15 protein-coding genes are annotated in these 19,069 nt (G+C 71.4%); 5 read left to right on the top strand and 10 right to left on the bottom strand.

Annotated features, from left to right (window positions below; all coding sequences use genetic code 11):
* Nucleotides 1-157: 157 nt before the first annotated feature.
* The gene (locus OG780_RS24650; RefSeq protein ID WP_328451596.1) at nt 158-1,858 is read left to right on the top strand and encodes a sodium:solute symporter family protein; all 1,701 of its coding nucleotides are present in this window, start codon (nt 158-160) and stop codon (nt 1,856-1,858) included.
* Nucleotides 1,859-1,898: 40 nt separating this feature from the next.
* Entirely contained in the window at nt 1,899-2,210 is a 312-nt protein-coding gene (locus OG780_RS24645; RefSeq protein ID WP_328451594.1) for a hypothetical protein, read from the top strand.
* A gap of 77 nt (nt 2,211-2,287) precedes the next feature.
* On the opposite strand, the gene OG780_RS24640 is transcribed toward OG780_RS24645, so the two are convergent.
* Nucleotides 2,288-2,542 (bottom strand): PH domain-containing protein, encoded by a 255-nt coding sequence (locus tag OG780_RS24640; RefSeq protein WP_328451592.1) that lies wholly within the window; start codon nt 2,540-2,542, stop codon nt 2,288-2,290.
* Nucleotides 2,543-2,703: 161 nt separating this feature from the next.
* Between OG780_RS24640 and OG780_RS24635 the strand changes: the two genes are divergently transcribed.
* Nucleotides 2,704-3,999: a M48 family metallopeptidase gene (locus OG780_RS24635; RefSeq protein WP_328451590.1), complete on the top strand. Its 1,296-nt coding sequence runs from the start codon at nt 2,704-2,706 to the stop codon at nt 3,997-3,999.
* A gap of 105 nt (nt 4,000-4,104) precedes the next feature.
* Here OG780_RS24635 and OG780_RS24630 read toward each other — a convergent pair whose 3' ends face one another.
* Nucleotides 4,105-4,758, bottom strand: coding sequence for a DUF1326 domain-containing protein (locus OG780_RS24630; protein WP_328451589.1), 654 nt, complete (start codon nt 4,756-4,758; stop codon nt 4,105-4,107).
* 197 nt (nt 4,759-4,955) lie between these two features.
* Here OG780_RS24630 and OG780_RS24625 point away from each other — a divergent pair, with 197 nt between their 5' ends.
* On the top strand, nt 4,956-5,783 hold the full coding sequence (locus OG780_RS24625; RefSeq protein ID WP_328451588.1) for a DUF2182 domain-containing protein: 828 nt from the start codon (nt 4,956-4,958) through the stop codon (nt 5,781-5,783).
* A gap of 86 nt (nt 5,784-5,869) precedes the next feature.
* Nucleotides 5,870-6,766, top strand: a complete 897-nt coding sequence (locus tag OG780_RS24620) for an NAD(P)-dependent oxidoreductase (protein ID WP_328451586.1) — start codon at nt 5,870-5,872, stop codon at nt 6,764-6,766.
* A 44-nt stretch (nt 6,767-6,810) separates the two neighbouring features.
* Here OG780_RS24620 and OG780_RS24615 read toward each other — a convergent pair whose 3' ends face one another.
* The 8 genes from OG780_RS24615 to OG780_RS24580 all read right to left on the bottom strand — a co-directional run bounded on the left by OG780_RS24615 (nt 6,811) and on the right by OG780_RS24580 (nt 19,034).
* Nucleotides 6,811-7,518 (bottom strand): helix-turn-helix transcriptional regulator, encoded by a 708-nt coding sequence (locus tag OG780_RS24615; RefSeq protein ID WP_328451584.1) that lies wholly within the window; start codon nt 7,516-7,518, stop codon nt 6,811-6,813.
* A 300-nt stretch (nt 7,519-7,818) separates the two neighbouring features.
* Complete coding sequence (locus OG780_RS24610; RefSeq protein WP_328451582.1) at nt 7,819-9,744, bottom strand: outer membrane protein assembly factor BamB family protein; 1,926 nt, start codon at nt 9,742-9,744, stop codon at nt 7,819-7,821.
* Nucleotides 9,745-9,822: 78 nt separating this feature from the next.
* Entirely contained in the window at nt 9,823-11,715 is a 1,893-nt protein-coding gene (locus OG780_RS24605; RefSeq protein ID WP_328451580.1) for an outer membrane protein assembly factor BamB family protein, read from the bottom strand.
* Between the two features lie 406 nt (nt 11,716-12,121).
* Complete coding sequence (locus OG780_RS24600) at nt 12,122-13,927, bottom strand: ABC-F family ATP-binding cassette domain-containing protein (protein ID WP_328451578.1); 1,806 nt, start codon at nt 13,925-13,927, stop codon at nt 12,122-12,124.
* Between the two features lie 105 nt (nt 13,928-14,032).
* Nucleotides 14,033-14,935, bottom strand: a complete 903-nt coding sequence (locus OG780_RS24595) for a 4-(cytidine 5'-diphospho)-2-C-methyl-D-erythritol kinase (protein WP_328451576.1) — start codon at nt 14,933-14,935, stop codon at nt 14,033-14,035.
* The gene (gene rsmA, locus OG780_RS24590) at nt 14,932-15,903 is read right to left on the bottom strand and encodes a 16S rRNA (adenine(1518)-N(6)/adenine(1519)-N(6))-dimethyltransferase RsmA (protein ID WP_328451574.1); all 972 of its coding nucleotides are present in this window, start codon (nt 15,901-15,903) and stop codon (nt 14,932-14,934) included. The genes OG780_RS24595 and rsmA overlap by 4 nt, the downstream gene beginning before the upstream one ends.
* A gap of 93 nt (nt 15,904-15,996) precedes the next feature.
* Nucleotides 15,997-17,448, bottom strand: a complete 1,452-nt coding sequence (locus OG780_RS24585) for a ubiquitin-like domain-containing protein (RefSeq protein WP_328458344.1) — start codon at nt 17,446-17,448, stop codon at nt 15,997-15,999.
* Between the two features lie 698 nt (nt 17,449-18,146).
* A complete protein-coding gene (locus OG780_RS24580; protein ID WP_328451572.1) occupies nt 18,147-19,034 on the bottom strand; it encodes a TatD family hydrolase in 888 nt (295 codons plus the stop codon).
* Nucleotides 19,035-19,069: the final 35 nt, after the last annotated feature.

The following is a 19,069-nucleotide window of genomic DNA, read 5'->3' as shown; positions in this document are numbered from 1 at the left end:
CGATCAAACCTTCAAACATAACCGAACACAACAAACCACAAGTCACCACCGCAGTCAACGTCACAATCAAACAAAGGACACCATCGGAAGGGTGCGTCTGTTGAATGCGGAGGCGTAACTTCCGGCCCGATGGGTTCATGCGACGAAGCGAGTTCTGATGCAGTCCCCCACACATCCGCCCCAACCGGGCATCCTGCTCGCCGCCGAGCTGCGTCTCCCCACGAACGCACTCGACTACACAATCCTCGGCATCTACTTCGTGGTCGTCCTCGGCATCGGCTTCGCGGCCCGCCGCTCGGTGAGGACGAGCCTCGACTTCTTCCTGTCCGGGCGCTCACTGCCCGCGTGGATCACCGGCCTGGCCTTCATCTCGGCCAACCTGGGCGCCACCGAGATCCTCGGCATGGCCGCCAACAGCGCCCAGTACGGCGTCTACACCGTGCACTGGTACTGGATCGGCGCCATCCCGGCGATGGTCTTCCTGGGCCTGGTGATGATGCCGTTCTACTACGGCTCCAAGGTCCGCTCGGTGCCCGAGTTCCTGCTGCTGCGCTTCGACAAATGGGCGCATCTGCTGAGTTCGGTCCTGTTCGCCTTCGCCGCGGTCCTGATCGCGGGCGTCAACCTCTACTCGCTCGCGATCGTGGTCGAGGCACTGCTCGGCTGGCCGCAGTGGGTGGCGATCGTGGTCGCCGGGTTCTTCGTCCTCGCCTACATCACCCTGGGCGGTCTCTCCTCCGCGATCTACAACGAGGTGCTCCAGTTCTTCGTGATCCTGGCGGCCCTGATCCCGATCGCCGCTCTCGGCCTGCACCGGGTGGGCGGCTGGGACGGCCTGACGGACTCCCTGGACAAGACCCACGGCACCGACTTCACGACGGCCTGGGGCGGCACGGGCATCGGCAGCGCCAACCCGCTCGGCGCCAACTGGCTGACGATCGTGCTCGGTCTCGGCTTCGTGCTGTCCTTCGGCTACTGGACGACGAACTTCGCCGAGGTGCAGCGCGCGCTGTCGGCGAAGAACCTCTCCGCGGCCCAGCGCACCCCGCTGATCGCGGCCTACCCGAAGATCTTCATCGTCTTCCTGGTGATGATCCCGGGTCTGGTGGCGGCCGTCCTCGTCCCGAAGATCGGCACGAGCGGTTCGGATCTCCAGTACAACGACGCGATCCCGTATCTGATGCAGGAGTTGCTGCCCAACGGTGTCCTCGGCATCGCGGTGACCGGTCTGCTGGCCGCGTTCATGGCGGGCATGGCGGCCAACGTCTCGTCCTTCAACACGGTGTTCACCTCGGACATCTGGGCGAAGTACGTGGCCAAGGGGCGCGAGGACTCCTACTACGTCCGCTTCGGCCGGCTGATCACGGTGTTCGGTGTCCTCGCGTCGATCGGAACGGCCTTCCTGGCCTCGTCCTTCTCCAACATCATGAGCTACCTCCAGACGCTGTTCTCCTTCTTCAACGTGCCGATGTTCGCGGTCTTCATCGTCGGTATGTTCTGGAAGCGGGCGTCGGTGAAGTCGGGCTTCTGGGGCCTGCTGACCGGTACGACGGCCGCGATGGTGAACTACTTCGTCCTCTACAAGCAGGACGTCATCGGCTTCCCCTCCGACCAGGGCGCCAACTTCGTCTCCGCGATCGTCGCCTTCGTGGCCGGTGGCGTGGTGATGGTGGGGGTCTCCCTCTTCACCGCCCCGAAACCGGCGGAGGAATTGCAGGGCCTGGTCTACGGCACGGTGTCCCCCGGCATGGCCGAGCCGCCGGCCGCCGGCGACGACGCCTGGTACCGCAGGCCCGCCCTGCTGGGCTGGGGCGCGCTGATCCTGGCGGCCGCCTGCTACATCCCGTTCTCGTTCTGACGAGTCCCGGCCTGTTCCGACGAGGGAGAATCAAGAAACCATGTCCGACTATTCGGAAAGCGACGCGCAGCGCGAGGTCTCGGACCTTGAGAAGAAGTCCACGACCGCCGCTCGCCTGTTCGACATCCGTCGCATCATCGGCGGCCTGTTCGTGATCTACGGGGTCATCGTCACCATCGCCGGCATCACGGCCTCCGACGCCGACCTCGACAAGGCCGGCGGCATCAACATCAACCTCTGGACCGGCCTGGGCATGCTCGCCCTCGGCCTCTTCTTCCTGGCATGGCTGTGGCTCCGGCCCCTGCCCGTGACGGAGCCACCGGCCGAGGAACAGCCTCCGCCGACCGAGTAACACCGTGCAGGGGGCCGGGGTTCCTGAGGGGACTCCGGCCCTTCGGGGCATCCGGTTCGCTTCCCCGGTCCAACCGCTCAAGCCTGGTCGCTCAGCATGAGGAGTCGCTCCGCGATCCGCTCCACGCGCGACTCACCCTCGCTGGACAAGCCATACACGCCGGCGAGCCGCACATGGCTCCCATCGGAGAGGTCCGCGACGGCGTACTCCCACAGCCCGCCGCGCCCCGCCCGGACAGCGTTCACCCAGACAAGGTCCTCCCACGGCACGAACCGCGTGCGCCATGTCCCGTGACTGTGAATGCCTTCAGGGCACAACTGGAGCCGCGCCACGGCGGTCCGCCCTCCGTCTCTCGACCACCGCCGGTGCCGTCGGCCACTTGCTGCGCCGGATAAAAAGAGGGTTCCACCAGGGCACCCCCGTGTGATCAACTTCGCGCTGACGTGTACGGACGACCTCTGGGGAGGGGCCGTGGGGCAGGGGAGAGTCAGCGATGCACACCGCCGCAGCGGAAAAAGTTCAGCCATGCCCGCAATGCGGGACCGAGATCCGCGGGGACGGACGGTTCACCACGTGGTGCGCCGCCTGTGACTGGAACGTCGATCCGGAACGGCCGGAGGAGAAGCAGGGACGGCTGGCCAAGGCCCAGCGGGCCCAGGCCCGGCGGCACGGTGAGCGGCTGCTCGCCGAACTGGGCACCGGCGGGACCCTGCGTGCCCGACGGGACTCCTCGACAGTGCTCGCCGTCGCGGTCGCTCTCGTCGTCCACGGCGTGACCGTGGCCCTGACCGCGGGCGGGATCTGGTTCCTCGTCCGGGGATGGGGCGGCATGGGAATGATCCCGGGCGCCTTCCTCCTCGCCCTGGGATGGTCACTGCGGCCCCCGCTCCACCGGCTGCCGGAGGACAAGCCCGTCCTGCGCCGTGCCGACGCACCCGAACTCTTCGCGCTCACCGACGAGGTCGCCCGCGTGGCCGGCACCCGCGGCGTCGACGCGATCGCCGTCGACGCCGAGATCAACGCGAGTGTGCGGAGCTACGGCGTACGCGGGCGGCGGCTCCTCACGCTGGGACTGCCCCTGTGGGAAGTCCTCACACCGCAGCAGCGGATCGCCCTGCTGGGCCATGAGATGGGCCACTACGTCAACGGGGACACCCGCCACGGTCTGGTCGTCGGGACCGCCTACCGTTCGCTGATCACCTGGCACTACTACTTCGAACCGGTCGACCGTGATCCCCTCGACGACACCGGCGCGCTCACACTGATCCTCAACCTGCTCTACGTCGTGCCCCGTCTCCTCGTCCGCGGCGTGCTGACGGTCCTGGACGGGCTGACCCTGCGTGCCTCTCAGCGGGCCGAGTACCTCGCCGACCGTGTGGCCGCCCGGACGGGGTCCACGCGGGCCGCACTGGAACTCATGGACCATCTGCTGATCGCGGACTCGGCCGCCGTGACGCTGCGGCGCGAGGTCAACCGCGCCGCCCTGAACGGCCCGCGCGGCCGGCAGCAGGCCGCTGACCGGACGGACGGGCTGTGGGAGCTTCTCGTCGCGGACCTGGCGTCCGTTCCGGAGCGCGAGCGCGAGCGGCTGCGGCGGGCCGGTGCCCTGCGGGGCCACAGCGTCGACGCGACCCATCCACCGACCCATCTGCGTCACGCCTGCCTGCTGATCGGAGAAGCCGCGCCCCCTGCCGTCGTGGCCGACGACGACCGGGAGCGGCGGATCACCGAGGAACTGTCCGCCGCGCGCACGAAGGTGGCACGCCAGATCCTCCGCGACGGCTACTAGGCCGACTCTTCCGGATCTTGCCTGACCCGCGACGCTCCCCCGGCTACCGCTGGGAGGTGCCCCCGGGCACCGCGCCTCGCGGCGTATCCGAACGAGACGACCTGGCTAGTCGGGCCCGGTCCAGTCGAAGGTGATGTGCTTGCTGGACCGGTCTTCGCGGCTCCAGAGGAAGCCGTGGGCATCGGCGCGGTCCGCCGTCGAGCGGCCCCAGGTCGCGACCTGGCCCGGTCCGGTCTCCGCACCCGGCAGGTTGGTCGACTGGACGCGCGCGCCCTCCGGGGTCGTGGGTCCCGTGAGCGCGACCGCGCTCGCCTCGACCCGGTCCGGTACCACGGCCCGCCAGCTCGCGAGGTCGTCGGCGACCTCGATCTCGATGGGGGCGAACTCCATGCCGCGCATTTCGGCGCCCATCATGCTGACCATTCCGGCGGGCCAACTGCCCGCCTGCCCACCGAAGATCATCTGAAGCGCCTCGCGCTGGGAGTCGTCGGCGCGCTCGTCGACGAAGACCGCTGCGTACGTGTCCGTGTGCTCGGCCCAGATGTTGCCGACGAACGAGGCAAGCATCAGCACGTTCAGGCCGTCCAGCCGTACGTCACCGTAACGGCCCTCGCGGATGTGCCAGGCCAGGATGCCGTCGCAATCGCCGTGGGTGGGCAGCTGTGCGAACGAGCAGGGGCAGGGCACGTTGCACTTGCAGGTGTCGAACCAGTCGCCCGCCGCGTGCCACCGGGGAACGGTCGCCGTCGTCTCGGACATCTCCCTGCCTCCTCGTGACCGTGCCGGGACGTCGGTCTCGGGAGGACGGCAGAGCCCCTGGGAGCCATCGCCGGCCCACGCCCGGATCGTACGGGTATCCATCCCATTGTCCCACCGCAGAGGTCACCCGGAGGAGACGTTTCCGCGTACACGCGTTCCCGCGCGCACGCGCGGGAACGCCGTGATGTGCTGGAGGTGTGCGCCTCGACCGGAAGGCCCTGTCACCCCCTCTGCGTCCGGCGAATCTGCTGTCGGCCCGGCAGCTCGCGTTCGCCTGGTCCGTGATGGCGGCACTCGCCCTCCTCGCCTGGCTGCTGGTGGTCGACCAGGCCCGTGACATGGGGGTCGAGCCGGGAACCATGGGTATGGGCATCCCGCTGTTCCTGCTGCTGTGGCTGGTCATGATGATCGCCATGATGTTCCCGTCGGTGGCCCCGGTGGCCCTCACCTGGGCGCGGGCCATCGGGCGCCAGTCGCCCACGGGAGTCGTGCGGGTGGCCCGTACCGCCCAGTTCGTCGGCGGGTACCTGCTGGCCTGGACGGCCTTCGGCCTGTTCGCCTACGGGCTCCTCGCCTGGACCGGGGCCCTGGTGGACGAGCACCCGGGCGCCGGGCGCTGGATCGGCGCCGGGGCCTTTCTGCTCGCCGGGCTGTACCAGTTCGGCCCGTGGAAGGACCTCTGTCTGCGGCACTGCCGGAGCCCGATGGGCCAGCTCGTGCGCTACGCGGGCTTCCGGCCCCGGGCCCGCGATCTGCGGGTCGGGGCGCACCACGGGGCGTACTGCGTGGGCTGCTGCTGGGGGCTGATGGTCGTGCTCGTCCCGCTGGGCGTCATGAACGTCCTGGCGATGGCCGCCGTGGCCGTGGTGATCTTCGTGGAGAAGCTCTGGCGGCTGGGCCCCGTCTTCGCGCAGGTCGTCGGTGCCGCCTTCCTCGTACTCGCGGTACTGAGCCTCTTCCAGCCCTGGCTGCTGCCGGGCCTGATCCCGCCGGAGTCGCCCATGACGGAGATGCTCCGCTCTTAGGGCTGTCGCCGAACGCCTTCTCCCGGGCCTTCCCCCGCCTTCACTTCGCGCGAGAGAAGTGCGGGCGAGGGGGAAGGCTGAGCTGTATGACCGACAAACTCACCGTCAGTGTCCTCGGCACCGGGATCATGGGGGCCGCCATGGCCCGTAACCTCGCCCGGGCCAGGCACGGCGTCCGTGTCTGGAACCGCAGCCGTGCCAAGGCCGAGCCGCTGGCCGCCGACGGCGCGCACGTCGCGGACACCCCGGAGGAGGCCGTACGGGGCGCCGATGTCGTCCTGACCATGCTGCACGACGGCCCGGCCGCCCTCGACGTCATGCGCCGGGCGGCCCCCGGGCTGCACGCGGGGGCCGTGTGGGTGCAGTCCACGACCGCCGGGACCGAGGCACTCGGCGAGCTCGCCGGGTTCGCCGACGCACACGGGCTCGTCTTCTTCGACGCGCCCGTCCTCGGAACCCGCGCGCCCGCCGAGGCCGGGCAGCTCACCGTGCTCGCCGCCGGTCCGAGCGCCGCCCGCGACACCGTGACCCCCGTCTTCGACGCCGTCGGCGCCCGTACGGTGTGGACCGGCGAGGACGGCGCGGCGGGCAGCGCCACCCGGCTCAAGCTCGTCGCCAACAGCTGGGTCCTCGCCGCCACGGCCGCGACCGGGGAGGTGCTCGCCCTGGCCAAGGGCCTCGGCGTGGACCCGGAGGACTTCTTCGGCCTCATCGCGGACGGCCCGCTCGACATGGGCTATCTGCGCGCCAAGGCCGCCCTCGTCCTGGAGGACCGGCTGTCCCCGGCCAGCTTCGCCGTCACGACCGCCGAGAAGGACGCCCGCCTGATCGTGCGCGCGGGGCAGCGGCACGGCGTGCGGCTGGACGTGGCCGAGGCCGCAGCCGAGCGGTTCGGCCGCGCCGGAGCCCTCGGCCACGGGGACGAGGACATGGCCGCCGCGTACTTCGCGAGCTTCGAGGAGGGGAAGCCCCCCTCCTCGTAGACCCGTCGGCCCGTGAACCCGTCGGCCCGTGGACCCCGTCCGCCTCAGCGGGCGTCGTCCATGTTCCCGTGCGGTGTCTGGGCCGGGATCGGGCCCGCCCGGTCCAGCAGGCCCGTGCGGGCCGCGAGCGCCGCCGCTTCGAGGCGCGAGCCCACGCCCAGTTTCATCAGGACCCGCTGGACATGGGTGCGGGCCGTGGACGGGGCGATGCCCATACCGGCCGCGATGAGCCGGGTGTCCTCGCCGTCGGCGACCCGCACCAGGACCTCCACCTCGCGGGGTGTGAGCATCTGGAGCAGCCGCTGGCCCTCGTCGTCGGGCTGGGCGGCGGGGTTGAGCAGTTCGCTGAACGCGCCCTGGAGCAGTTGCGGGGCCACGGCCGCCTCGCCCGCCCTCGCCTTCATGATCGCGCGCTCGACACCCTCGATGCGCTCGTCATGGCGTACGTAGCCGGAGGCGCCGGCGGCGAACGCCGCGGCGATCCCCCGCGGGTTCGGCACCGGTCCGAGCACCAGGACCGCCACCTGCGGGCGCTCCCGTTTGATCCGCACCACCGGGTCGAAGATCCCCGGCTCGGCGGGTGTCGCCGTGCCCATCAGGCACACCTCGGGTGCCCGCGTGATCACCAGCTCCGCCGCCCCCGCGGCGGGCGCCGCCGCGGCGAGCACCCGGTGCCCGCGCAGCTTCAGTGCCGAGGCCAACGCCTCGGCGAGCAGTCGGTGGTCATCGACCACCATGAGCCGGACTCCCATCAGGCAACCCCCCAGTCCCCCCAAGCATCCCCACTGGTTCCCCGTGGATTTGGAGCCCCCCGGCTCTCCATCCCCCGGAAGCTACACGCTTGTTCGACGTTGCGCTTCCCCTACTGGAGAGAAGTGCCCCGGAATATCGAAATCCCACCCAATAGGAAGTGATGCGGAGTACGCGTGCGGCCCCGCCCCTGAACAGGGACGGGGCCGCACACGGTGTTTCGGCCCGGACAAATCAATCCGGAGAAACGATCACCGCATTCTTTCGAAGACGATCACTTTGCTTCACCCGAAAGGTGACGGTTACTTCGTTCCGAAGGCGATCGCCAGGTACGCCTTGTCCGTCGCGGAGGTCGGCTTGTCCGCGTAGACCTGGGACATGTACAGCCGGCCGTCGCCGTAGAGGATCTCGGCGTAGTCCGGGAGCATGCTCGACTCCGCGTCACGCGTCGACTGGGTGGCCGGGTTCTGCATCAGCTTCGTCTCCTTGAAGGAGGTTCCGTCGAAGGAGACGATCTGCCCGCCCTTGTCGTACGGCGGCCGCTTGTACGCGATGAGGCTGGTGCCGTCCATGCGCAGCGGGGTGATGCTGTAGCCGTCGCCCGCGTCGGCGCGCTGGCCCGTCTGCTTACCCGTGGCCAGGTCGAACGCGACGATCTCGTTGGTCCGGCTGTAGTCGCCGGTGCCCTCGTGCTCCTCCGTCGGGACGTACAGCTTGTCGTTGCCGACGGCGAGCGACTTGCAGAACTCGATCCGGGTGATGCCGTCGCACTTGGCCGCGTACGTCTCGCCGGGTGCCGAGATCTTCGCCCGCAGCTTGCCGGTCTTGTTGTCGATGGAGAAGAAGTCCGAGATACCGCTGCCGTCACCGGCGGAGTCGCCGACGTCGGCCGCCACGACCAGCGGGTCGGTGGAGACGACGCTGGCGTACTCGATGCCGGGCGACATCTTGTACTCGGAGATGACCTTCCCGGACTTCGGGTCGATGGTCTGGATGTGCAGCTGGCGCGTACTGCCGTACTCGCCGCACTTGCGGACCGCGACCAGCTTCTCGCCGCCGCCGTAGCCGGAGTCGTAGCAGCTGTCGCCCGTCTTCGGCGCCCACAGAACCTTGCCGGTGGAGATGTCGAACGCTCCGCCGCCGCCCGTGCTGCCCGCGGCGACCGTGTTCCCGCTGATCGTCACGTTGTCGAGGTTGATCGACTGGTCACCGGACTTGATCGTCCGGGTCCAGAGTTTCGCGCCCGCGTCGAGGTCGATGGCGGCTAGCTGGGTGCATCCGTGCGAGGGCTGCGTCTTGGTGGGCATGGCCGGCTCGTAGATGATCGCCGAGCGGTTGGCGTCCGTGGTGTGCCGGCTGGCCTGGCACACCGGGCCGGGGAGCTTGAGCGTCCAGGTCTTGGCGCCGGTGTCCGGGTCGTAGCCGTTGATCTCGGCGTTGCCGGTCTTGGCGTACACCTTGTCGGTGAGCCAGGAGCCGGCCGTCTGCACGCTCGTGATGCCCTTGGGCACGGCCGGCGCGGGGAGCTGGAACAGCAGCGTGGAGTTGGTGTTCGCCGGCACCTTCTCCCCGCCGTTGCCGCCCTTGCCGTCACCGCCCTTGTCGTCGCCCTTGCCACCGGTGGTGCCGCTCGTCGCCCCGGTGTTGTGCGGGTCGTCCTTGCCGGAGCGCTGCGAGTACAGGAAACCGCCGCCGACGATCAGCGCGACGGCCACCACGGCCGCCACGATGATGAGCAGCTGGCTGTTGATCCTGCGCCCGCCGCCTGCCTGCTGAGCCTGCGGCTGCATCGGCATGGTCGGCGGCTGCGGGTAGCCGTAGCCGTACGGGGCCTGCGGCTGGCCGGGGGCGCCGTACGGGGCCTGCGGCTGGCCCGGGTAGCCGTAGCCCGGCTGGCCCGGGGGCGGCGTCTGCGGGTAGCCGTACGGCTGCTGCGGGGCCGCGGGCGGGGGCGTCTGGGGATAGCCGTAGCCCGGACCGGCGGCGGCCGGCGGCGGGGTCGGCGGACCGAATCCGCCCGCCGGCGGGTCCTGCGGAGCACCGAAGCCCTGCGCGGGGGCGTCCTGCGGAGCGCCGAAACCCTGCGCCGGCGCGTCCTGCGGAGCGTCGGGACCGCTGGGCTCGGGGTCTCCGGCGCTCGGACTCTGCGGAGTGCCCGGAGCGGGTTCCTGCGGTGCGCCGAAGCCCTTCGGGGGTTCGTTCGGCGGCGGCGGGGGCGGCTGGCTCATGACGTGATTACCTCGGAATGCGTCGGGACGGCGGGCCTGTGCGCGCGTACGGGCGCGACGGAACGGGCAGGGGCGTGATCACTTGCCGAAGGCCAGCATCAGCTTCTCCTTCGCCTCGTCATTGCCCGTCAGCCGGGTCGTGGAGATGTAGAAGCGTCCGTCCACGTAGTCGACGGCCTTCGAGTAGAAGCCGGACTCGATGTCCGCGGTGCCCTGCGGGTTCTGGAGCAGCTTCGTGGGCGTGTGGACGGTGCCGCCCGTCGGGATCGACACGACGCGGCCGCCGCCGTCGTAGGACGCCTCGACGTAGGCGATGAGCCCGGTGCCGTCCGTCTTCATCGGCATCATCGTCGCGTCCGTCGGGGACTTGACGCGCCACTTCTCCTTGCCGGTCGCGAGGCTGAACGCGACGATCTCGTTGGGGCCGCTCTTCGCCTCGGTCGGCAGATAGAGCGTGTCGGCGTCGGCGACGGCACCGAAGCAGCCCGTCAGGTCGCGGTCGAGGATCGCGAAGCCGCACTCGGGCGCGAGGCCGTCGTCGCTCTTGAGCTGCGAGCGCTCGTCACCGTTGCCCGTCAGCACGGTGATGTTCACCGTCTTCTTCGCGTCGTTGGTCAGGTAGAGCACGACCGGGTCCACGGAGTAGGCGCGCCCGACCCGCCAGCCCTTGGGGAACTTCTTCGTCCATCGGACCTTGCCGGTGGCCGGGTCCAGTTCCTGCACCTCGTCGTGCTCGGTGCTGCTGCCGGCCCCGCAGGACGAGACGGCCAGCAGCTTGGGGCCGCCCGCGAATCCCGCCGGGTAGCAGCCGGAGCCGTACTTCTCCTTGTCCCACAGCTTCTTGCCGCTGGTGACGTCGTAGGCCGTGCCCGACATCGAGCGGCCGACCGTCAACGTGTTCCCGGTGACGGACAGTTCGACCGAGAGCGTGCTGTCGAACAGGGTGCCGTCCGCGACCTTCCCGCTCCAGCCCTTGGCGCCGGTGTTCAGGTCGACCTGCTGGAGCTGGTTGCACTTGGCGCTGCTGGCGGCGCTGCTCATGTAGGCGATGACGACCTTGTCGTCGGCCGTCTTCTGCGGGGTGACCGAGCAGATCTTCTGCGGGAAGGTCAGCGCGGGCCAAGTCGGCTTGCCGTCCCCGACGTCGAACGCGAAGAGCTGCTTGTACGCCGTCTTCACCGCCGTCTTGCCGGTGATCCACATGCCGGAGGCGTCGGCGCCCGAACCGGGCGCGTCGGGTGCCGACTTGTACCAGAGGACCTTCGCCTCGCCCGCCTTGCGGCCGGCGTTCAGGTCGTCGTCCTCCTCGCCGCCGTCACCGCTGCCGTCGCCGGGGTTGACCGGATCGTCCGACGCGGACGCCGATGCGGACGGGCTGCCGCTCGGGCTGTGCTCCGCGACGGGCTTCTTGTCGTCACCACCGCCGGTGACGGCCCATACGGTGCCGCCGACGACGAGCAGACCCGCCACCGCGGCGGCGATGACGAGCGCGGGCTTCCCCTTGAACGGGTTCTTCGAGCCACCGCCGGGACCGCCGGGCGGCGGGGTGCCGGGCGCGCCCGGGTACGGCGCCTGGGGCGGATACCCGTACCCCGGCTGCTGCCCGTATCCGTAGGGTCCGGGCCCGCCGTAGGGACCCGGCTGCTGCGGCTGTCCGTATGGGCCCGGCTGGGCGTAGGGGCCGGGCTGCTGCGGGTACCCGTAGCCGGGCTGCGGAGGCCCGGCGGGCGGGGTGTTCTGGGGCGCGGCGGGTGCCTGGGGCGGCTGCGCGGGAGGAGGGGGTGTGCTCTGGGGCGCCGGGGGCGTGTTCGGGGGCGTGCCCTGTGAACGCGGGTCCTGCGGCGCGCCCTGCGGTGCGCCGAAACCACCCTGCGACCGCGGGTCAGGCGAGGCGTCGGCACCACCTGTCGGCGGCTGGTCCTGCGGTGCTCCGAAACCGCCCTGCGGCGGCTGACTCGGCGGCTGACTCATCAGCGCGTCCCCCTCTTCACTGATGTGACCCCTCACCGGCGGCGCCGGGTTCGCGCCTCGCCCGGTGGATCTCAGACTGTTCTCAGACCGCTCTTTCTATCACTCCGGGGGGCGCGGACAGGGGGCCGGTGCGCGCCCTGTTCCCAAGGGAGGACCGGGCTGTGATGCCGCCGTTACGCGCCTTCACGTGCTCTTCATGCCGGGCACCCAGGGTGGGTTCACCGCCCCCGGACCGCCGTGACGGGGGGCGCCATAGGCAACTCGGGGGCGCCCGGCGGCACTTGCGCGCCCTTCGAGCAAGCCGCGTGCGCCGGGCGGACGAGCCGGGCGCGCGGCGCCTCCGCCCCGGGAGGCACCGCACGTCAGGAGGCACCGCGGATCGGGCAGGGGGCGGTTGCCCTCCGTGTCAGGCGTCTTCCGCCAGCTCCAGCCAGCGCATCTCCAGCTCCTCCCGCTCGCCCGCCAACCCGCGCAGCTCCGAATCGAGTTGGGCGACCTTCCCGAAGTCGGTGGCGTTGTCGGCGATCTGGGCGTGCAGCTTGGTCTCCTTCTCGGAGATCTTGTCCAGCTGGCGCTCGATCTTCTGGAGTTCCTTCTTGGCGGCGCGGGCGTCGGCGGCGGAAGCGGCCTTGACGGGGGCGGGGGCGGCGGCGAGCACGGCCGCCGCGGCCACCTCCTCCATCTTCTGGCGCCGCTCCAGGTACTCGTCGATCCCGCGCGGAAGCATCCGCAGGGTGCTGTCGCCGAGGAGCGCGAACACGTTGTCCGTGGTGCGCTCGATGAAGAAGCGGTCGTGGGAGATCACGATCATGGAGCCGGGCCAGCCGTCGAGGAGGTCCTCGAGCTGGGTGAGGGTCTCGATGTCGAGGTCGTTGGTGGGCTCGTCGAGGAAGAGGACGTTGGGCTCGTCCATCAGCAGGCGCAGGAGCTGGAGCCGCCGGCGCTCACCACCGCTGAGGTCGCCCACCGGCGTCCACTGCTTCTCCTTGTTGAAGCCGAACGTCTCGCAGAGCTGCCCCGCGGTCATCTCGCGGCCCTTGCCGAGGTCGACACGGTCGCGGACGGACTGGACGGCCTGGAGGACCCGCCAGGTGGGGTCGAGCTCGGCGACCTCCTGGGAGAGGTAGGCGAGCTTCACCGTCTTGCCGGTGACGATGCGGCCGGCGGCGGGCTGCTTCTCGCCGTCGCTGCGGGCGGCCTCGGCCAGGGCGCGCAGCAGCGAGGTCTTGCCCGCTCCGTTCACGCCGACGAGGCCGACGCGGTCACCCGGGCCGAGCTGCCAGGTCAGGTGCTTGAGCAGCACCTTGGGCCCGGCCTGCACGGTGACGTTCTCCAGTTCGAAGACGGTCCTGCCGAGCCGCGTACCGGCGAACTTCATGAGCTCGCTCTTGTCGCGGGGCGGCGGGACGTCGGCGATCAGCTCGTTGGCGGCCTCGACGCGGAAGCGCGGCTTGGAGGTACGGGCGGGCGCCCCGCGGCGCAGCCACGCCAGCTCCTTGCGGACCAGGTTCTGCCGCTTGACCTCCTCGGTCGCGGCGATGCGCTCACGCTCGGCCCGCGCGAACACGTAGTCGGTGTAGCCGCCCTCGTACTCGTACACCGCGCCCTTCTGCACGTCCCACATCTGGGTGCAGACCTGGTCGAGGAACCACCGGTCGTGCGTCACGCACACCAGCGCGGAACGCCGCTCCCGCAGGTGCTTGGCCAGCCAGGCGATGCCCTCGACGTCCAGGTGGTTGGTGGGCTCGTCGAGGACGATCAGGTCCTGCTCCTCGATGAGCAGCTTCGCGAGGGCGATACGGCGGCGCTCGCCACCGGAGAGCGGGGCGATCACGGTGTCGAGGCCCTGCGGGAACCCGGGCAGGTCGAGACCGCCGAAGAGACCCGTCAGCACGTCCCTGATCTTGGCGTTGCCGGCCCACTCGTGGTCGGCCATGTCCCGGATGACCTCGTGGCGCACGGTGGCCGTGGGGTCGAGCGAGTCGTGCTGGGTGAGCACCCCGACGTTCAGGCCGCCGGAGTGCGTCACGCGGCCGGTGTCGGGCTCCTCCAGCCGGGCCAGCATGCGGATCAGGGTCGTCTTGCCGTCCCCGTTCCGGCCGACCACGCCGATCCGGTCGCCCTCGCTGACGCCGAGGGAGACTCCGTCGAGCAGTGCACGGGTGCCGTACACCTTGCTGACGGACTCGACATTGACCAGGTTGACGGCCATTTCTCTCCTGAACAAGGGGGACGATCGACCCTCAAGGGTAGTCCGCGCGGCGGACGTCCCCCGCCGCGCGTTCCCCGTCCCCTCGGTCGAGCACGGCCGCTCCGGTCAGTCGAGCACGGTCGCTCCGGGCGCCGGGGACCGCGTGACGCGGACCGTCCGGCAGGTGCCCGAGGTGAGAAGCACCTGGCCGATGGTCCGCGCGGACTCCGCGTCCGGCGCGAGGAACGCCGTGGTCGGGCCCGACCCGGAGACGAGCGCGGCGAGCGCGCCGGCCGCGCGGCCCGCCGCGAGGGTGTCGGCGAGGGCGGGGAAGAGGGAGAGGGCCGCGGGCTGGAGGTCGTTGGAGACGGTGCGGGCGAGGGCCCCGGCGTCCCCCTTCGCCAGCGCGTCCAGCAGTTCCTGCGAGGCGACCGGCTCCGGAACGCGTACGCCCTCGTTCATCCGGTCGAACTCCCGGAAGACCGCCGGGGTCGACAGACCGCGCTCGGCCATCGCGAACACCCAGTGGAAGGTCCCGCCGACCTCCAGCAGCCGCAGTCGCTCGCCCCGACCGGTACCGAGCGCCGCCCCGCCCACCAGCGAGAACGGCACATCACTGCCCAATTCGGCACAGATGTCGAGGAGTTCGTCGCGCGAGGCGTTCGTTCCCCACAGGGTGTCGCAGGCGAGCAGCGCGCCCGCCCCGTCCGCGCTGCCTCCGGCCATGCCGCCGGCGACGGGGATGTCCTTGGCGATGTGGAGATGGACGGCGGGGTCGATGCCGTACCGGCGGGCGAGTTCCAGGGCGGCGCGGGCCGCGAGGTTCGTGCGGTCGAGGGGCACCTGGGCGGCGTCCGGACCCGCGCAGGTGACGCGCAGTTCGTCCGCCGGGGTGACCGTCACCTCGTCGTACAGGCCGACCGCGAGGAAGACGTTGGCCAGGTCGTGGAAGCCGTCGGGGCGTGCGCCGCCGACCGCGAGCTGGACGTTGACCTTGGCAGGGACGCGTACCGTCACCGTCTCCGTCACGGCTGGGTCGACTCCTCGTTCTCGGTGGCGTTCTCGGTGGCGCTCTCGGCGTTCTCGACGTTCTCGGGGCGGTAGCGGCGTGCGTTCCTCGTGTCCGCGCCGCTCGCCTCGCCTCGGTTCTCCGCGATCCGGACGAACTCCTCGACCGTCAGGGACTCGCCGCGGGCCTGCGGAGAGACGCCGGCGGCGACGAGCGCGGCCTCGGCGGCGGCGGCCGAACCGGCCCATCCGGCGAGGGCGGCACGCAGGGTCTTGCGGCGCTGCGCGAAGGCCGCGTCCACGGCCGCGAACACGTCGCTCTTCCGGACGGTCGTGGAGATCGGCTCGGCACGCCGGGTGAGCGACACGAGACCGCTGTCGACGTTGGGCGCCGGCCAGAAGACGTTGCGCCCGATGGAACCGGCCCGCTTCACGTCGGCGTACCAGTTCGCCTTCACGGACGGCACGCCGTACACCTTCGAGCCGGGCGGGGCGGCGAGCCGGTCGGCGACCTCCGCCTGGACCATCACGAGGGTGCGCTCGATCGTCGGGAAGGTGTCGAGCATGTGCAGCAGGACGGGCACGGCGACGTTGTACGGGAGGTTCGCGACCAGCGCGGTCGGGGGCGGGCCCGGCAGTTCCCGGACCTGCATGGCGTCCGAGTGCACCAGCGAGAACCGGTCGGCCCGCTGCGGCATGCGGGCCGCGACCGTCGCGGGGAGCGCGCTCGCGAGGACGTCGTCGATCTCCACGGCGACGACCCGGTCCGCCGTCTCCAGCAGGCCGAGCGTCAGCGAGCCGAGGCCGGGGCCCACCTCCACGACCACGTCGTCGGGCCGCACCTCCGCGGTCCGCACGATGCGGCGCACCGTGTTGGCGTCGATCACAAAGTTCTGGCCGCGCTGCTTGGTGGGCCGTACGCCGAGGGCTGCCGCGAGTTCGCGGATCTCGGCGGGGCCCAGGAGGGCGTCGGAGGTGGGGCTGGTCACGAGCCAAGGGTACGGGGGGCCGGGCCCCGGCCGTGCAGCCGCGGCCCGGTGGTGCCGGTGTCAGCCGTGCGGCCCCGGCCCGGTGGGCCGATGTCAGCTGCGCAGCCGCGGCCCGCAGTGCGGCCAGGGAGTCGCCCCGCGGCGCATGTACAGCTTCTTGGCCCTGCGCGTCTGTTCCGCGGCCGAGGCGTCCTGGGGGCGCCCGGCGCCACCGAGGGTGTGCCAGGTGCGGGTGTCGAACTGATAGAGGCCGCCGTACGTCCCGGACGGGTCGACGGCGCCGGGCCGGCCGCCGGACTCGCACGCTGCGAGGCCCTTCCAGTTCAGGTGATCGGCGCCGCCGCGGGACGGGGGATGCGGCTTCGTGCCGACCCTGACCAGCCGGTTCTGCGGGTGCCGCACCACCTCGGACCGTTCGAGCCGGGGCCGCTGCTTGACGCCGTTGACGGTGCGCAGGCTGTAGGTGAGGCGCCAAGCCCCGTACCGGCCCGGGTTCTCGACGACCTCGACGCCCTCGAACAGCGAGGCGTCGTCGGCCCGCCGCACCTTGAACGGAATCCGTTCCTCGCGGACCTCCCTGGTCCCGGTGACGCGCAGCACGGTGACCGTCTGCCCGTCCCGCGGGAAGCTCCCGCCCGGTACGGAGGTCATGTCCTGTCCGTGCAGGGTGATCCCGGCCTCCCGCACGGCCTCCGCGACGCTCGCCGCGTTGGTGCGGATCGTCCGGGCCCGGCCGTCGGCCATGATCGTGACGGCGCGTTCGGTCCGTACGTCGAGCGCCAGTCCTTCGAGCCCGATGCGCCGGGAGCGCGAGGCCGACAGGTGGGCACCCTCGGCGCGCACTCCCAGCTGGCCGAGCGCTCCGTCCACGGTGTGCGCCGTCGTCCACACCCTGCGCCGCTCCCCGTCGATGGTGAGGTGCACCGGCCGCCCGTAGCGCACCGCGACCTCGTCCCCGCTGGCGAGGGCGGTGCCGGGGGCCGGTGCGACCATGTCGTGCGCGCCCACCTTCACGCCTTCGTCGGCGAGCAGTTCCGACACGTCGTCCGCGAAGGTGTGCAGGGTGCGCGGTCTGCCGTCGACGCTGAGCTCGATCGCCTTGTCGTTGGCGACGAACGCGGAGGTGCCGCCGGCCAGGAAGACCACGACCAGGGCCTGCGGGAGCAGCCGCCGCAGGGCTTCGGGGCGCTCGGGGATCCGCTTGCGCCGGGCCGCGCGACGCGCCTCGGCCCGGCCGCCCGTACCGCGCCCGTCCGCGACGCCGGTGCGGGTGCCGGTGCCGGTGCCGGGACGGGCCGCTCCCCTCGCGCCGTCCACACCGTCCACGGGGTTCGTGGCGGCGGCCGGGTTGCCCTGCTGCAGACACGGCAGGCGGGGCTCGGTCGGCGCGTCGGGCGCCACCGGCACCGTGCGCCCACCCCGCGTGCCGGACGCGCCCTGCACGCCGTACAGGGGGGCTCGGGGCGCTTCCGGTGCCGCGGGGTGGGCGGCGCGGGTCCCGTAGGCCGGGGTCCAGGAAACCGGGGTCCAGGAAACCGGGGAGATTCCGCCGTACGGCCCGTACCCCGCGTGACCGGAGTACGTCTCATGCCCGGAGAAGGGCTCGCGCCCGCGGTAGCTCTCGTACCCGGCGTACGCCTCGCACCCGGAGTCCGTCGGCACCTCGTACCCGGCGTACGCCTCGTGCCCGGAGTCCGTCGGCACCTCGTGCCCGGTGTACGGGTCGTGCCCGGCGTACGCCTCGTGATCGGCGTACGCCGGGTGACCGGGGTCCGCCGGCAGCTCGTGCCCGCGGTAGGCCTCGTGACCTGTGTACGCCTGGTGACCGGGGTGAGGCTGGTGACCGGAGTCCGCCCACGCCTCCTGGCCCCGGTACTCCCCGTGACCGCGGTACCCCTCGCGGTCGGCCCGCGTCGCACCGGCGAGGCCGGGCCCGGCGGGCGCGGCGAATGCGCCGGGCGGCCCGGGCGTACCGAGCGGGTCCGCCGCGGGGGGCGGGCCGGCGGCGGCGCCGGTGACGCCCATGACGACGGTGGTGGCCTCGGGGCCACCGGTCGGTCCGTACGTCTTGTACGGCTCGTACCGCGAGCTGCTCACGACGACACGCTCCAGGGTCCGGATCGGGCGACCAGAACCTAGCGGAGCGACGTCACTCTCCCAAGCAACGCGGCTACGCTGTGTCGCGACACTTTCTCGCCGAAGACCCCGGCCGGACCGGGAAGAGCCCCCGAGGCCGTTACGGGTCAGTAATCGAACGCGCGCGCCGTGTTGGCGGAGATCGAGGTCGCCAGCGTGTCCTCGTCGATCCCCCGTACCGCGGCCATGGCACGCACCGTGACCGGAATGAGATACGGCGCGTTGGGCCGTCCGCGGTAGGGCGCGGGGGTCAGGAAGGGCGCGTCGGTCTCGACGAGGACGAGTTCGAGCGGGGCCACGGCCAGCGCGTCGCGCAGCGGCTGGGCGTTCTTGAAGGTCATGTTCCCGGCGAAGGACATGAAGTAGCCGGCGCGGGCGCAGACCGCGGCCATGTCGGCGTCGCCCGAGTAGCAGTGGAAGACGGTCCGCTCCGGGGCGCCCTCCTCCGCGAGGACGCGCAGGACGTCCGCGTGGGCGTCGCGGTCATGGATGACCAGGGCCTTGCCGTGCCGCTTGGCGATCTCGATGTGGGCGCGGAAGGAGCGCTCCTGCGCCTCCTTGCCCTCGGGCCCGGTGCGGAAGAAGTCCAGTCCGGTCTCGCCGACGCCCTTGACGTGCGGGAGGGCGGCGAGCCGGTCGATCTCCGCGAGCGCCTCGTCCAGCGCGGCCTCGCCGCCCGGCCGGCGGACGCCCTGCCGGGACCAGCCGTCGGGATCGCCGAGCACGATACGGGGTGCCTCGTTGGGGTGCAGGGCGACGGTGGCGTGGACGGCGTCGTGCGTGGCCGCCGTCTCGGCCGCCCAGCGCGAGCCCTTCACGTCGCAGCCGACCTGCACGACCGTCGTCACGCCGACCGAGGCGGCCTTGGCGAGGGCGTCCTCGACCGTGCCGGACTGCATGTCGAGATGGGTGTGCGAGTCGGCCACGGGAACGCGCAGGGGCTCGGGGAGCGGCGGTGCGGCGTTCTTGTCGGCGGCGGAGGCGGAGGAAGGCATGCCCCGATCCTACGAAGAGGGCATGCCTGGTCTCA

The organism is Streptomyces sp. NBC_00386 (genome assembly GCF_036063235.1).
GTDB lineage: Bacteria > Actinomycetota > Actinomycetes > Streptomycetales > Streptomycetaceae > Streptomyces.
The sequence above is the reverse complement of the archived record's forward strand: the minus strand, read 5'-3'. Positions and strand labels throughout refer to the sequence as shown.